This window comes from Actinomyces sp. 565, assembly GCF_010365615.1.
Taxonomy (GTDB): domain Bacteria; phylum Actinomycetota; class Actinomycetes; order Actinomycetales; family Actinomycetaceae; genus Actinomyces.
Genome location: NZ_PIZD01000053.1, coordinates 4,056 through 20,094, shown reverse-complemented (window position 1 = coordinate 20,094; position 16,039 = coordinate 4,056). Strand labels below are relative to the sequence as shown.

Below are 16,039 nucleotides of genomic sequence, written 5' to 3'. Positions count from 1 at the left end.
CCCCCCCCCGCCGCTTCCAGCCATGGCCTCGGCAATGCGCAGCGAGGTGAAGGTCTTACCGGTGCCGCAGGCCATAATGAGTTTACCGCGGTCGGCCGTGGCGAGCCCCTGGGTCACCGCGTCCAGTGCGCGGCGCTGGTGCTCGCGCAGCGTCTTACGGCCAGCGCGCTCCATTACCTCGGGGGTGGCGAGGTTGAACCTGTCCCAGTCAATGGTGGAGTTGAACAAGTCCCTCAAACCGATACGGGATACCGGGACGGCCTGGTTCTCCACCGTGGCTGCGGCCGCGGAGTTCCACTTGTCGGTCGTGGACACGAACAGGCGCGAGCTGAACTCGCCTGTGCCCGACTCAGCCAGGAAGGAGTCGACGTCGCCCTTAGTGACCTGGGACTGCGGGTCATAGAACTTGCACTGCACCGCGCACAGGTCACCGGTGTCGCGCTCGCGGGCCACCAGGTCGACGCCGCGGTCCGGGCGGGCGCCGCGCCCCGGCCAGTCCTTCCACATCCAGACCTCGTCAAAGCGCTCGGCATAGCGGGGGTCGGTCAGGAGGAACTGCCGGACCAGGCGTTCGAAGCTCGTGCCCTTGCCCCGCTGCGTCTGCGCATTGAAGTACAACTCGTCAAGGAGGGCTGCGACGCGGGACTGGTTCTCGGGCGACTGGCTCACGCAGGGCAGCATAGGCGTGGCGAGCAGCGAGCGGGCGTGTTCCGGTCTACAAACTCGGGCTGCGCTCGTCGACGGGCACACGTTGGGTGGATGCAAGCACCATGGCCCATCGCAACCGTATTCAGAGCATGACTCGGCTCACCGACATCAGTCATCCCGAACTCGGAACCGAGACCATCCTGCCGTCGTCGACCGCCTGATCGCCTAGGCGGTCAAGACTGATTCTCCCAATGGGAGCGGAGGAACCGCTTCTTCCCATAGAAGTTGATCTGATGGTCGCCCCACCAGGAGAGGAACTCCTCTGCGGTCTCACCGTTGTGCTCTAATTCGAAGGCGCTATCGAAGGATGCGATAACGCCGTCGGTGGCCTCCGCGAGCGCCGCCGCGGCCAGACCATAACCGGTCGATGCAACGGCCGGCCCAGCGGCGTTGCGGTACTCGCTCCAGAAGTGCCGACGTGCGTCGATCAGGTCAAGAGTCTCCGGGGCGAGCCGGTGGGCTAGCTCGGGAAGCAAGCCCCAGCGTCCGATGAACGAGGGGTAGGCGAGGGCATCGGGATCGTCTTCGTTGATGAGGTCGTCATCATCGCGCACAAGGCACTCCGGCCACGAGTTGCTATCCCAGACACCGTTGAGCCAGTATCCGAATCCAATCTCCAAACCCGGCGTCCAGCGCACGTCGGGCGGGACCATGCGCAGTTCCTCGCCCCGCTCCCGCGGATAGCAGGCAGTCACGTCAAGGGTCGAGTCGATGCCGTGCCTGGCCAGGAGCTCACGAAACAGCTCCTCGGTTCGCGCCCGAGTCTGGTGCACCAGCGGGAAGACATCTGTTGTGGAGTAGACGTCGATCGTCGTTGACATGCGTAGACCATACAAATGCCGACTGACATGAATAGTAGGCACCAGTGCCGTCGCCCTCCATACGCTGAATCGCCGTGCCCCGTGCCGACTCGGGGTCTGACATCTACTACGCCGGTTCGGGGTTAACAACGCCAGTTAACGGCCTGATGTATACCTCCCAGCCCTTCAGCAGGCCGTTAAGTAGCGTTGTTAACGGGGAAGTAGCGTTGCAGACGAGAAGAGCGAGTCCCTGTCAGCTCGTAGATCAGGTTGGTTGCCGACACCACCCACCCCGACGCTTCCTGCGCATGCTCAAGCGCACCATGACGTGGTCCAAACGCGGCACCTCTACGGGCGCGGGTGAGCCTCGGCGCCTTCATTGCTGCCGACCACCTCGCCGGAAGCACGTCCACGACGCTTAACGCCACACTTACCTCCCCCGGCGGCCGGTGGGCCGAGGTCGAGGTGACATCGGGCAGCTCCCAGATCGAGAAGGGCGCCCGCTCACTGGCCCGCACCATGCAGCAGATTGACACCTCTGTGGTCGGGAAGCCGGTGCTCAAGGCGGTGACCACCGACACCGGCCCGATGGAAACCCTGCCGAACGCCCTCAACCCTGACACAGAACGCCCTGGGCCACCGCGCACCGCCCAGCCCCGAATCAACTTCGCACTTAACTTCACAACTTACTTCACACACTGTTAAGATAGTTGCGAAGTGTGAAGAAGGTAGGACGCAGCAGGCCATGGACTCTGAGCAACTCTCCACCCTCGTCGACCAGCTCCGGGTCATCGGCACCGACCAGCAGGTGCTCGAGGTCAAGTCGAGCGTCGGCAAGGACATTCGTGCCACCCTCAGTGCCTTCTCCAACTCCGCAGGAGGCACCATCCTCATCGGTCTCAACGAGGCACAGGACTTCGCCCCCGTCCCGCACTTCGACGCCGCCCGCACCTGGAACCAGCTCGTTGCCCGTTGCGAGCAGATGACCCCGGTAGTCCGTCCCCTCATTGAGATCGTCTTACTGGGTAAGGCTCCTGTCGTAGTCGCCACGATCCCGGAGATCGAGCCGCGCCACAAGCCCTGTTACGTCACTGACCAGGGGCAATACGGCGGCTCCTACACCAGATCGGGCGACGGCGACCATCGCATGACCCAATACGAGGTTGAAAGGCTCCTGGAAGAGCACACTCAGCCGCGGTGGGATGAGGAAGTGGTGCCCGACGCCACCCTCAACGACCTCGCCGACGACGCCCTGGGGGCCTTCCTTGATGGTCAACGGACCCTCCGCCCCAAGACTTTCGCCGACGGCGACGACACCGCCCGTGAACGCCTGCGCATAACCCGGGACGGGCGCCCCACCCTCGCGGCGCTACTGGCCCTCGGCGAGTACCCTCAGCAGTTCTTCCCAAGACTGACCGTCACCTTCGCCGTGTTCCCCGGTACCGACCGGGGCAGCGTCACCGAGGGCGTGCGCCTGCTCGACAGCGCCACTCTGACCGGTCCGATTCCGGAACTCGTCGAGTCCGCCGTCGACGCCGTTCGTCGCAATATGCGCACGGCCGGCCTGATCGGGGATACCTTCCGCACGGATCTGCCCGACTACCCACTAGTCGCCGTGCGTGAGGCCGTGGTAAACGCCCTCATGCACCGGGACTACTCGCCGGCCGCGCGCGGCGCACAGGTACAGGTCAGCATGTTCGTCGACCGGCTCGAGATCATGAACCCGGGCGGTCTATACGGCGCCGTCACGGTAGAGACCTTGGGCCAAGCTGGTGTGAGCACAAGCCGCAACCAGCGCTTGTCAACCCTATTGGAATCCACCACCTTCCCCAATGGTGGCGCCGTGGCCGAAAACCGCGGTACCGGAATCGCGGTCATCCGGCACGCCCTTGCCGAGGCCCTCCTGCCGCCGCCCGAAATCAAGAGCTCGGCCACCAGCTTCACCATCACACTCCGACGCCGGCGCGTCGTGCCAAGGGAGCGGAACGCACCCGCTCGAGACCGTATCGCCGATTACCTCACCAAGCATGAGAGCGCCTCGGCCGCCGAACTCGCCGAGACCTTCACCCTCAGCCGCAGCACCATCCAGAACGCCCTGAGGGGATTGATTGCCGACGGGACAGTGGAGGCGACCGAACCTCCGCGTAGCCCGAAGCAGCGCTACCGCTTGGCACGCCAGTAACGTCACGCTTAACTTCACAGGGTGTGAAGTTGGGCGTGAAGTTGACTGGTAAGTCCGGCATCAACGCCGTTCGACCCAGCCAGCCGCCTCCATTCAGTCCGCGAACCTCCGCCTTCCGCCTCACTTACCGCATGGACACGCGGGACTCATTGGGTCATGACTACCTGCCCGCGTCGTCGACGCCCAGCTTGGCCGCACCGTGCAGCAGATTGACACCTCCGTGGTCGGGGAGCCGGTCCTCAAGCTGGTGGTCACCGGCACCGGCCCGTCGCCGCCCGGCCGGCCCGTCCCAGCCGCGAGGGCGTTTGCTACGCCGGTTCGGGGTTAACAACGCCAGTTAACGGCCTGCTGTATACCTCCCAGCCCTTCAGCAGGCCGTTAAGTAGCGTTGTTAACGGGAAAGGGGCGTAGCAGACGACAAGAGCGCATCCTCCAGCAAGTGGCCCAGGGCTAACACCGTCGCCGACGCCGCAACCGCCACCCGCTACAGGCCACCCGTCTCGCCGCCTACCGCATGCCGCCGCCTGGGGTTGTGCCCTCCTCCAGGGGGGGTGAGGCAGGGAACCGGACCGCATACACCAAGAGAGCGCCGCCCCTTCACGACACGACCAGGGGATGGCGCAGGGAACCGGACCGCATACACCCGGCGCCTGCGGCTCGCCCCTTAGGCTGATGCGGGACATCACCACCGATCCGCACCCCTACAGCCACAGGTCACGACGCCGTCGCACCCCGCGCGCGCTCTCCGGCGGAAACAGGCTCTCTACCCGCCGCACTAGCCGCTCGGGATCGGCCAGCTCCCGCCACTCGAAGCGATGCACCGTCCACCCACCGCGGCGCAGCACCATCTCGCGCTGTTTCTCCGCGCGCACGTCCGCCGACGTCGCCAGCTTGCCGTAGCCGTCGAACTCCAGGTCAACCATGGCGCTGTCCACGGCGACGTCGAGGAAGTACTCGCGCGCATCGTCGCCGATCCAGCGCCGCTGTGTCACCGGTTCCGGCACCCCGGCCACATCTACCGCCCAGCGCAACACGCTCTCACCCGGCGACTCCGCGAAAGGATCCGCCCGCTCCACCGCCACCCTGGCGCGGCGCTTTCCGTGGCGCTGGCCCTGGCCCTCCACCATGCGCATCAGCCGCTCGCGCGCCGCATCGACCTCCATCTCGCCGTAGCAGCGCCGGTTGAACCGATCGGGTCTGCACACCACCCGCAGGGCGGCATCCACCACAGGCAGTGACTCGCGCACCGGCAGGTCGAAGGCACAGTCCATGGCTGTGCGCAGCGGCGTGGTCACCCGCAGCCCGCCCACATTGATGACCTCCTCCGGCAGTGGCGCGGTCGTCGAACGCAACAGCTTCACCGACCGACCACGACGTCGACCCTCCGGAGGCCCATACATGACCGTCGGGAGAACAAGGGTGCTACGCGACCGGTTCCCGGGCACAGCCAGGCGGACGTTCGGCTCCGACTCCAGAATGGGCAGGCCCAGCACCACCGCTGCGGCTTCGTGGGTCAGGGCGATTGCCGACGGCGACACTCGCAGCGCCGCCTCGCAGCGCGCCAGCGTGACGAGCTGCTTCAGGCGCCAGGTCGGTGTGTCGCTGCCGGGAACGGTCATGTAGCCGCCGCGCGCCACCCGTATTAGATCCCGCCGACCGGCCAGGTCCCCGTCGGAGCGGTCGGCAGTGAATTGCATCCGGGGACGCTCCGGCGGCGTCGGGTAGTGCTGCATGCCAGCAGGATTGCCTCAGTCCGACGGCGGTGCCACCGCGCCCCACGAGCTCTGTGGACAGGGGTGCCGCGAACGTTGCCTGTGGACGCCGGTGAGAGGTCGGTGGCGGTGGCGGGCCGGTGATGGCCCGGTCGAGCGCCACGCACTCCACCGAAAGTCGCCCAGTTGCGGGCGCCGCGCGCCGCCCAGCCCTCGACACGTCCCCGCACGCCCCAACCGGCCCGGCACGGCGCAGCCGCGAGGGCGTTTGCTACGCCGGTTCGGGGTTAACAACGCCAGTTAACGGCCTGCTGTATACCTCCCAGCCCTTCAGCAGGCCGTTAAGTAGCGTTGTTAACGGGAAAGGGGCGTAGCAGACGGCGCTGCGGGCACGATCGCCACTGCCGACAACGCCCGCCCCGGCCAACGCCGACTTCCCGCTACACGCCGCACACCGCCAACGCCGCAAGCCGCCACACACCACCGACGCCGCACACCGCCAACGCCGCAAGCCGCCACACACCACCGACGCCGCACACCGCCACACGCCACTCGCCGCACACCGCCAACGCCGCAAGCCGCCTCCCGCCGCAGGCCGCACACCACCGACGCCGCAAGCCGCCTACTTCCCGCCGCGCGCCGCCCACCAGGAGTGCAGTGCCTCGCGCGCCAGGTCCTCGCCCAGGGGTCCCTTCTCCATGCGCAGGTCCATGAGGAAGCGGTAGGCCTCGCCAACCACCGGCCCGGGCCCGACGCCGAGCTCTGCCATGATCTGCTTGCCGTCCAGGTCCGGGCGGATGGCGGCCAGCTCCTCCTCCGCGCGCAGCTGCGCGATGCGGGCCTCCAGGTCGTCGTAGGCCGCGTCCAGCATGTGGGCCTTGCGCTTGTTCCGGGTGGTCACGTCCGCGCGGGTCAGCCGGTGCAGCCGCTCCAGCAGCGGCCCGGCGTCGGCCACGTACCGGCGCACCGCGGAGTCGGACCAGGCGGCGTCGGCGTAGCCGTGGAAGCGCAGGTGCAGCTCCACCAGCCGGGAGACGTCCTTGATGGTCTGCTTGTCGAAGCGCAGTTTCCGCATGCGCTTGGCCGTCATGCGGGCGCCGACGTGGTCGTGCCCGTGGAAGGTGACGGTGCCATCACGCAGGAAGCGGCGGGTGGCGGGCTTGCCGATGTCGTGGAAGATCGCCGCCAGCCGCAGCGTGAGGTCAGGGCCGGGGACGGGCCCGTCTGGGCCGGTCTCCAGGTCGATGGCCTGATCGAGCACGGTCAGCGTGTGCTCGTAGACGTCCTTGTGGCGCTTGTGCTCATCGACGGTCTCCTGCAGGGCGGCCAGCTCGGGCAGCACCACGTCGGCCACCCCGGTGTGCACCATGAGCTCCAGCCCGCGGCGCGGCCAGGGCGCCAGCAGCAGCCGCTCCAGCTCGGCGCGCACCCGCTCGGCGGAGACGATCTCCAGCCGTGGCGCCATATCGGTCATGGCGGCCAGCACGTCGGGCTCGACGTCGAATCCCAGTTGGGCGGCAAAGCGTGCGGCCCGCATGATCCGCAGCGGGTCGTCATCGAAGGACTGCTCGGCGGCTACCGGGGTGCGCAGCACGCCCGCCCGCAGGTCCTCAAGGCCGCCGTGGGGGTCAACCAGTTCCAGCTCCGGCAGCCGCAGCGCCATGGCGTTGACGGTGAAGTCGCGGCGGGTGAGGTCACCCACAAGGCTGTCGCCGTAGGCGACGGCGGGCTTGCGGGAGCCGGTCTCGTACTCCTCGGTGCGGTAGGTGGTGACCTCCACGACCTCATCACCCTTGCGGGCCCCGATGGTGCCGAAGGCCTTGCCGACGTCCCAGCAGGCGTCGCCCCAGGCCTTCATGATCGCTTCGGTCTGCTCGGGGCGGGCAGAGGTGGCGCAGTCCAGGTCATGCGGAACGACGCCGAGGAAGGCGTCACGCACCGGCCCACCGACCAGTGCGAGTTCATGTCCGGCGTCGGCGAAGCGCCGACCCAGCTCGTGCAGCGAGTCCGGCAGGGCGCGCAGGGCCCGGCGGGCGGTGGGGGTAAGGCCGTCGGCGTCGGGGCGCTCGTCGGGGACGACGGCGGTGCGGCGCTCCGTACGGGAGGCGGGCGTGGTGGCGGGGGCGGTCGGGCGGTCGGTCATCGGCCTAAGCCTGCCACGCGGAACGCAAGCAAGCCGATCGGCGGGCAGACCGCCTAGAGTGTCCCTATGTCCTCCCACCGCTCACGTATGCCCCGCGCCGGCAACCGGCCGCGGCGCACGACCGCGCGCTCGCTGCCCGTGGTCGATGAGACGAGCGCCGGCGGGCTGATCATCGACGTGCAGGACGGGAAGGCCGTCACGGCCGTGATTGCGCGCCGTAACCGGGGAGGACGCCTGGAGTGGTGCCTGCCTAAGGGACACCTGGAGGGCGCGGAGACCGCCGAGGAGGCGGCCGTGCGGGAGATCGCGGAGGAGACCGGCATCACCGGCCGGGTACTGCGTCACCTGGCCACCGTTGACTACTGGTTCGCCGGTGAGGACCACCGCGTGCACAAGGTCGTCCACCACTTCCTGCTGGAGGCGCTGTGCGGCGATCTCACCACCGAGAACGATCCCGACCATGAGGCGGAGGAAGTCGAATGGGTGACCCTGGATGACGTCGCCCGCCGCCTGGCCTACCCCAATGAGCGCCGGATCGTTGCGGCCGCCAGGGAGATCCTGGTGGGTGAGGGGTGAGGTCCGCCGGGTCTGTCAGCCACCCGCCGCGCCGGCACGCCCCCCGGTGGGTCTTGACGGCACTGGTGTCCGTCCTGCTGGCCGCGCTTGTGATGGTGGGCGCGCCCGCCCTGTCTGCGGCTCACGCGGCCCCGGTCGCGGGCGGGGAGGAGGTGTCGGTGGGCGGCCCCGGCGCCGGGATCAGCATGGGCCAGGGGGCGCTGCCCGCCGCCTCACTTGGCGCGGCCCGCTCCGATGTCACCGACTCCGCCCAGGACGCCGTCTCCGGGCGCGTCGTCCTGTCTGTCACGGGTCTGGCTCCGGAGGTCGTGGGAACGGGCGAGGACATCACCGTCAGCGGCACGATCAATAATGGCACCGATCAACCGATCAGTGACGTCGCCCTGGTGGTGCAGATGCAGTCGCGCACCGAGGTGACGACGGCGGGGCTGGCCTCCTGGCTGGGCGATGAGCAGGACACTCCGCTGGTCACTGTCGCCCAGCAGGCCCTGGCGGCGGACGTCGCCCCGGGGACGGCGCAGTCCTTCCGGGTGACGGTGCGCGCTGACGACCTTCCGCTGGAGGATACCGACCAGTGGGGTCCGCGGGGCGTGCAGGTGGCGCTGATTCAGGGGTATACGACTGTCACCGAGGATCGCACCATCCTGCTGTGGGATCCGGGCGTGCGCGTCAGTCCCACCCGGGTGACGGTATTCGTGCCGGTGACGGCCTCGCCGGAGGAACTGCTGGCGCTGACCGCCGCCACCCGCGGCACGCAGGAGGAGCCGCCCGCCGCGCAGTCGCCCTCCCCGAGCGCGACTGCGGGCCCCTCCGGGGGCGCCGCCGACCAGGCGGGCGCACCGGCCACGGACTCCGGCACCCCTGACGCGGCCGACGCCGCCCCCGGCCCCACCGCTCCACCCGCATCCGTCCCCGATCGTGAAGCCACCGCTGCCTCCCCAAACGCCACGGCCACAGACTCCGCCAGTGCGGACGCTGCCGGCACCGGGGGTGCGCAGCCACAGGCCGGCCAGCCACTGACCGCCCTGCGCGAGCGCGTACTGGGGCTGCTGGGCCTGGCCGACGACGGCGTGGTCCTGGCGGTGGACCCGGCCCTGCTCGCAGCACTGGGCCTGGATTCCATTCCGGCAAACGCAACCGCCTCACCCGGTGCGACACCCTCCGCCGGCGCCGCGAGCGCCGCAGCGGAGACCGCGCCCGCGGCGACCGATGCCGACCGCCTGCGCAATGCTCTCGCTGCCGCCCTGCAGGCCGGCGACGTGGTGGTCCTGCCCTGGGCCGATGCCGACTTGTCCGGCCTGGCACACCTGGGTGAGACCGAGCTGATCGAGTCCGCCTTGGACCGAGCCGCGGACTCCGCGGCGGCACAGGCCGGCGCCGGCACTGATGCGGTCTGGTCGGCCGGCGCCCTGGACGCCACCACGCTGGCGTCCCTGCCCGACTCCGTAACCACCGTGGTGGCCGAGCCCGGTGACGCGGAAGTCGCCGAGGACCTGACCTACACGCCCTCGGGCACCATGACGCTTGATGGCCGCACTGTGCTCATACCGGAGGAGGGCCTGTCCGCCGCGGCCGGGGGCCGCCTGCTCACCGGCCAGGGAGATGCGGAGCTTTCCGTGCTCGACGCCGTCCAGCTCCTGCGCGGCCAGGCCGCCATCCTGACCCGCCAAGCGCCGGCTCTCAGCCGCGACATCGTCGTGGCCGTGTCCCGCGCGGATGCCGCGGGCACCGCGCCGGAGGTGCTCCGCGAGCGCCTGGCCGCCCTTACCGGTTCCGCCTGGACCGAGGCGCAGGACCTTCCGGCCCTGGTGGCGTCTGCCGCCGACTCGGCTACCAACGGCGAGGAGGCGGTGCGCATGCCGCTGCCCGACTCCGCCAGCGGGGAGGGCGAGGTGACCGCGATGACCCTGGCGGCGGCCCGGGAGGCTGCCACCCGCCTGGAGTCGGTTGCGTCCATCCTGAGTGACCCGGACCGCGCCCTGGGCATGTCCTCGGATGTGGTCGCCCTGGCCGGATCGGCCACCTGGAGGGCCGACGAGGCCGCCTGCACCACCATGATCAGCCAGGCGCGCGCCCACGGTGAGGCGGTCACTCAGGCCCTGGCGGCGGCGCCGTCGAGCACCATCAACCTCATCGCCTCGGCCGCTGACCTGCCGGTGCGGATCGTCTCCTCCCTGGATCAGGACGTGACGGTCACGGTCCACCTGGAGTCCAGTTCCACGCGCCTGCAGATCGCCAAGGACGTCACGGTCACGGTGCCGGCCCGCGGGCAGGCGACGGCGAGCGTGCCGGTCACCGCGGTCGGTTCCGGCGACGTCGATCTGACCATTCAGCTGCGTTCCGACGACGGCGCAAGCGTCGGCACGCCCTCCACGGTCCACCTGCGGGTGCGGGCCGACTGGGAGAATGTGGGCACCCGCATCCTCAGCGCGGCGCTGGTGGTCCTTCTGGTTGCCGGCATTGTCCGGACCGTGCGCCGGGGACGCCGCACCGCCACACCCAGGGAGCGTAAATGAAGCAGGACGGGGCCGAGCCCCAGAACCCGAGCCCGGACGCGCAGGGACGTCAGGACGGCCCGCAGCGGCCGACGCCGTCGATTGCCCGCTCCAGCGCGGTTATGGCGGCGGGCACGCTGACCTCCCGCATTCTGGGGCTGGTGCGCAACGCACTGCTGATCTCCGCGCTGGGCGCCACCGCCTCCGGGGCCGCGGACGCCTTCAACACCGCCAACACGGTGCCCACGCAGCTGTACAACCTGCTGATCGGCGGCATCCTGAACGCGATCCTGGTGCCGCAGATCGTGCGGGCCCTGCGGCAGCGCAACGGGGAGGAGCTGGTTAACCGGCTGCTGACGGCGGCGTCCCTGGTGATCGCGGGCGTGGCCGCCTTGCTGACCGTGGCCGCGCCGCTGGTGATCATGCTTTACGCCTCGGGCCTGGGTCGCTGGCAGCCGCTGGCCTTCGCCTTCGCGTTCTGGTGTATGCCGCAGATCTTCTTCTACGGCCTGTACGCCCTGTGGGGGCAGGTGCTCAACGCACGCTCCAGCTTCGGCCCGTACATGTGGTCGCCGGTGCTGAACAACATCATCTCCATCGCCTCAATCCTGGCGTACCTGCATATTTACGGCGGTTACACCACCGGTCAAGACCCGGGCATCTGGGACGCGGGCCGCATCGCCCTGATCGGGGCGACGACGACGCTCGGTATCGCCGCCCAGGCGCTGATCCTGTATATCCCGCTGGTCCGCTCGGGCTTCCGCCCCAAGATCATCTTCGGGGTGCGCGGCATGGGGCTGGGCAGCATGTCCAAGGTGGCACTGTGGGCGCTGCTGGGCACCGCGATCGTGTCACTGGGTGACCTGGCGGCCACGAACCTGGGTTCGCGGGCGGTTACGGCCGCCGAGTCCGCCGCCTACGCGGATGTGATCGTCCCGTCTACGACGATGTACGCCAACGCCCAGCTGGTGTACATGCTGCCGCAGTCACTGATCACCACCTCGATCATCACCGCCCTGTTCACTCGCATGAGTGAGAAGGCGGCGGCCGGGGACCGTGAGGGAGTGCGCGACGACCTGTCGCTGGGACTGCGCTCCATCGCGGTGTTCACGGTACTGTTCGCCGCCGGTATTGCCACTTTGGCCGCCCCGGCGCTGCAAGTCTTCGTCCCCTCCCTGTCCCTGGAGCAGGCCAATGCCTCCGCCCCGATCCTGACGGTGCTGGCGATCGGCATTGTGGGGCAGGGCGTCTGGTTCACCATGCAGCGGGTCATGCTCGCCTACGCCGACACCAAGCGGCTGCTGATCGCCGACACGGTGGTGGGCGTCATCCCGATACTGGTCTGCCTGGGCGCCTACCTGCTGGCGCCGGCCAACCACTGGATGGTGTGGGCGGCGGTGGCCTCGGCCACCTGCCAGGTGGCCGGCTTCCTGATTCTGGTGCCGCTGATGCGCCGGCATCTGCCGGACCTGGACGGGCCCCGGGTGCTGGGAACCTATGCGCGGCTGATCCTTGCTGCCCTGCCCGCGGTGCTGGTGGGACTGGGCGTGCGCCGCCTGCTGGGTCCCGCTGACGGCTCCCTGACCGGCACGCGGCCGGTCGACGCGCTGGTTACCGTACTGGTGGCGGCAACGGTGATGACGGTGGTCTACCTGGCCGGCGCGAAGCTGTTGCGGGTGCAGGAGCTGGACGTGTTCTTCAGTCCGCTCTCACGCATCGTCGTCAAGTGCGGTCGGCTCCTGCCCGGGCCCGCGGGCACGGCGGTGGTGCGTGCGGGCCGCGCCCTGGCTCCGACGCCGTCGGCCCCCGGGCCGGCACCCTCCACGGTTGCCGAGCCCGAGCCCGCGCTGCCTCCATCCTTCCCCCCTGCTGCCCCTGCACTCCCGCAGGGAGCCCGCCAGACCTCCGCCCCGCCCCCGCCGCCCGCGAATATCGGTTTCGCCCCGGCCGCCGTCTGGCCCGCCGATCCGGCTAGACTCGCCTTCAACACGCAGGCGCTACCAGCAGTGGGAGGTGGCCTTATGGCGGACGCCACGCCGATCGGCTCCGGCCGGTATGAACTGCTGTCCACCATGCCGGCGACGCTGCCCCGCATCGTGCGGCACCTGGGCCGCGACACGATTCTGGACCGTCCGGTCACCGTCCTGCTACTGACCGATGCCACTCCGCACCGCCGCGAGGTGCTGGAGGCGGCCACCCGCGCCGTCCTGGTGGATGACGCCCGCATCCAGCGCGTTTACGACGTGGAGGCGTCCACGCCGTCGTTCATCGTCACCGAGCCGATGACGGGCCGGACCTTCGCCGCCCTGGTCGGCGCGGGGCTGGACGCCGCCCAGGTGCGGGCGATCGTCGGTGAGGCCGCGCAGGCCCTGGACGCCTGCTCGCGCCGCGGGCTGCACCACCTGAACCTGACGCCGGAGTCCTTGCGCGTACGCCCGGACGGCACCGTGCAGGTGTCCGGCGTCGGTGTGGAGGCGGCTGCGCTGGGGCTGGATACCAGCATCGCCGCGGACCCGCTGGCGGCGGACCGCACCGACGCACGCGCCCTGGTGGAGCTGCTCTACTTCGGGCTGACGGGACGCTGGCCGGGCAAGCTCGCCGGCCTGCCCACGGCCCCCATGGTTGGCGGGGCGCCGGTGCCTCCGTCGCAGCTCGCCCGCACTCCCGACGACGTCGATGCCGCCCTGGACGCGCTGGTTGCCCGCACCTGGGCGGGCACCACTCAGGCGCCGACCTCCGCCGCGGAGATCGCACGCGTGCTGGCGCCCTGGGATACCGGCGTGCTGGCTGGACTGGTGCACCCGACGACCACTACGCCCGGGGCGGCCCCGCAGCCGCCCGCGGAGCCCGGTTCGGCCTTGGGCGGTGCCGCCACCGCCGCGCTGGGCGGCATGGCAGGCGGCGTCCTGGCCCGGCTGCGGCGTCGCTCCACGGCGCGGGCGGCGGATGCGGCGCACACCGTGGACCCGTCGGAGTCTGTGGCCGCAACGGCAGCTGCGCCGGTCACGCAGGCCAGCGGCGGCTCCGCCGTTGCGCCCGCCCCGGTAGATGCCGCCGATTCAGCAGCGGGAGCGGCCGGTGTGGGGTCAGCCGCCGGAACGGCCGGCTCGGCCGGGCCGGGCGCACCCGCCCAGCCGTTCACGCCCGGCCCCTCCCTGCAGGAGGACGTGACCTCGGCCCAGGACCAGGGCGGCTACGACGATGCCGAGGCGCAGGAGCGCGCGGTGAACCGGACCACCACTGGCGTACTGGTCGCAGTGCTTGTGGCGGTTGTGATCGGAGTGTTCTTCGCCGTCCACAACCTGCTGGGGCTGGCCAACGTGAAGTTTCAGGATGATGACATCCCTGCCGCCAAGACGGTGCCCACCGCCTCGGCGCCCGCCACTGCCGCGCCGGAGCAGCAGGAGGAGGCCGAGGAGCCCGAGCCGAAGGCGTCGGCCACGCCGGTCTCCGCCCAGGCACTCGATCCCTTCGGGGACAACAATGAGCACCCGGAGAACGCGGCCCTGGTCATTGACGGCTCCACCGACCAGGCCTGGTCCTCACGCTTCTACTACGATGCCTCGCTCGCCTGGAAGCAGGGCATAGGCATGGCGGTGGTCCTGGAGAAGGAGGCGCAGGTCTCCGGTGTCGATATTCACGGCACGGGTGTCGGCGGGAACGTGCAGGTGCGCGCCACCAGCGCGGATGATCCGACCGGTGGGACGCTGCTGGCCGAGGGTGCCTTCAGTGAGGGCACAACCTCATTCGACTTCGATGCCGCCACCACCGAGTCGATCGTGCTGTGGGTGACGGATCTACCGACCGCAGCCGACGGCCAATATAAGCTCACCATCTCGGAGATCACTTTCAAATAGGTCGCTCCACTGGAACAAAGCGCCCTCCGCCCCGGTTCAGGGGGACGTACCCACTTGGTACCGGCAGGTGCAGGCCCGCCGGGAAGATGCGAATCAGGAGAGTCATGGTTCACGACGTCGTCATTGTCGGCTCCGGCCCCGGGGGCTACACCGCGGCGATCTACGCCGCTCGCGCCCAGCTTCACCCGATCGTGCTGGCGGGCTCCGTCACCGCCGGCGGTGCCTTGATGAACACCACCGAGGTGGAGAACTACCCCGGCTTCGGCGAGGGCATCATGGGTCCCGACCTGATGACGCAGATGCAGGAGCAGGCCGAGCGCTTCGGCGCCGACGTCCGCTTCGAGGATGTCACCGCTCTGGACCTGACCGGTGAGATCAAGCGCATCACCACTGACGACGCCGTATACGAGGCGCGCGCCGTGATCCTGTCCACGGGCTCGGAGTACCGCAAGCTCGGGCTCGATGGGGAGGACCGGCTGTCCGGCCACGGTGTGTCCTACTGCGCCACCTGCGATGGCTTCTTCTTCAAGGACAAGCCGATCGTCGTCGTCGGCGGCGGTGACTCCGCCATGGAGGAGGCCACCTTCCTGTCCCGCTTCGGCTCCCAGGTCACGGTGGTGCACCGGCGCGACCAGCTGCGTGCCAGCGCGGTCATGGCCAAGCGGGCGCAGGACGACCCGAAGATCGACTTCGCCTGGAACTCCCGGGTGGTGGGGCTCAATGGCGCCGCCGCCCTGGAGTCGGTGACCCTGGAGGACACCGTCACCGGCGAGCGCCGTGAGATTCCGGCCGCTGGGCTGTTCGTAGCCATCGGGCAGATTCCGCGCTCGGAGCTGGTCAGCGACGTGCTGGAGCTGGACGAGGCCGGCTACATCAAGGTTGACTCGCCCTCTCAGCGCACCAACATCCCCGGTGTGTTCGCCTGCGGCGACGTGGCCGACCCGCAGTACCAGCAGGCAGTGACCGCAGCCGGCTCGGGCTGCCGGGCGGCCCTGGACGCGGAGGCCTACCTGGCCGAGCTGGACGCCTGAGGGCGCACCCGCAAGTCAAGCGGCACTTCCGGCCGCATACCGGAGTCGACCGCGTAGGCGTACCGGGCCGCGTCGTTCATTCACGTTTTCCGACATATCCATATCTAGTCCCTAAAGGAGTACCCATGTCCAATGCCCTTCCCGTCACCGACGCCACCTTTGAGGCCGAGGTCATGCAGTCCGACGTTCCGGTCGTAGTCGACTTCTGGGCCGAGTGGTGCGGTCCGTGCCGCCAGATGGCCCCAGTTGTGGACGAGGTCGCCGCCGAGCTGGGTGAGCGGGCGAAGTTCGTCAAGCTGGACGTGGACGCCAACCCGGCCACCACCCGGTCCTTCGGCGTGCGCTCCATCCCGACCTTCGCCGTCGTCTCGGGCGGCGAGGTGGTCCACCAGTTCGCCGGCTCCCGCCCGAAGGCCTCCTTCAAGGCGCAGCTGGACAAGGTCATCGCCTGACCGGGGTGGTCGGCCCTGCGCGCCGTGCCCTTTTGACTGCTTCTGGGGCGCCGCCCCCGCAAGAATGTCGCAGATCGGCACAA

At 69.5% G+C, this 16,039-nt stretch carries 11 protein-coding genes; 7 read left to right on the top strand and 4 right to left on the bottom strand.

Annotated features, from left to right (window positions below; all coding sequences use genetic code 11):
* A partial coding sequence (locus tag GZ997_RS08570) for a restriction endonuclease (RefSeq protein ID WP_343212310.1) occupies nt 1-669 on the bottom strand: 669 nt, incomplete at its 3' end.
* Between the two features lie 212 nt (nt 670-881).
* On the bottom strand, nt 882-1,529 hold the full coding sequence (locus tag GZ997_RS08565; protein WP_162679596.1) for a hypothetical protein: 648 nt from the start codon (nt 1,527-1,529) through the stop codon (nt 882-884).
* Nucleotides 1,530-1,868: 339 nt separating this feature from the next.
* On the opposite strand from GZ997_RS08565, the gene GZ997_RS08560 reads away from it, so the two are divergent.
* On the top strand, nt 1,869-2,213 hold the full coding sequence (locus GZ997_RS08560) for a hypothetical protein (protein WP_162679595.1): 345 nt from the start codon (nt 1,869-1,871) through the stop codon (nt 2,211-2,213).
* A gap of 40 nt (nt 2,214-2,253) precedes the next feature.
* Nucleotides 2,254-3,690 carry an ATP-binding protein gene (locus GZ997_RS08555; RefSeq protein ID WP_162679594.1) on the top strand — a complete coding sequence of 479 codons (1,437 nt, stop codon included), beginning with the start codon at nt 2,254-2,256 and terminating at the stop codon, nt 3,688-3,690.
* 701 nt (nt 3,691-4,391) lie between these two features.
* Here the strand turns inward: GZ997_RS08555 and GZ997_RS08550 are convergent.
* Both GZ997_RS08550 and GZ997_RS08545 read right to left on the bottom strand, forming a co-directional pair.
* Nucleotides 4,392-5,387 carry a hypothetical protein gene (locus tag GZ997_RS08550; protein ID WP_162679593.1) on the bottom strand — a complete coding sequence of 332 codons (996 nt, stop codon included), beginning with the start codon at nt 5,385-5,387 and terminating at the stop codon, nt 4,392-4,394.
* A gap of 637 nt (nt 5,388-6,024) precedes the next feature.
* Complete coding sequence (locus tag GZ997_RS08545) at nt 6,025-7,545, bottom strand: CCA tRNA nucleotidyltransferase (RefSeq protein WP_162679592.1); 1,521 nt, start codon at nt 7,543-7,545, stop codon at nt 6,025-6,027.
* Nucleotides 7,546-7,611: 66 nt separating this feature from the next.
* Between GZ997_RS08545 and GZ997_RS08540 the strand changes: the two genes are divergently transcribed.
* From GZ997_RS08540 to trxA, 5 genes are all read left to right on the top strand, one after another.
* Nucleotides 7,612-8,121, top strand: coding sequence for an NUDIX hydrolase (locus GZ997_RS08540; protein WP_162679591.1), 510 nt, complete (start codon nt 7,612-7,614; stop codon nt 8,119-8,121).
* A complete protein-coding gene (locus tag GZ997_RS08535; RefSeq protein ID WP_343212309.1) occupies nt 8,118-10,637 on the top strand; it encodes a DUF6049 family protein in 2,520 nt (839 codons plus the stop codon). The genes GZ997_RS08540 and GZ997_RS08535 overlap by 4 nt, the downstream gene beginning before the upstream one ends.
* A complete protein-coding gene (locus GZ997_RS08530; RefSeq protein WP_162679589.1) occupies nt 10,634-14,473 on the top strand; it encodes a murein biosynthesis integral membrane protein MurJ in 3,840 nt (1,279 codons plus the stop codon). The genes GZ997_RS08535 and GZ997_RS08530 overlap by 4 nt, the downstream gene beginning before the upstream one ends.
* A 104-nt stretch (nt 14,474-14,577) precedes the next feature.
* Nucleotides 14,578-15,504: a thioredoxin-disulfide reductase gene (trxB, locus tag GZ997_RS08525; RefSeq protein ID WP_162679588.1), complete on the top strand. Its 927-nt coding sequence runs from the start codon at nt 14,578-14,580 to the stop codon at nt 15,502-15,504.
* A 125-nt stretch (nt 15,505-15,629) separates the two neighbouring features.
* Nucleotides 15,630-15,956, top strand: a complete 327-nt coding sequence (gene trxA, locus GZ997_RS08520) for a thioredoxin (RefSeq protein WP_162679587.1) — start codon at nt 15,630-15,632, stop codon at nt 15,954-15,956.
* Nucleotides 15,957-16,039 lie beyond the last annotated feature (83 nt).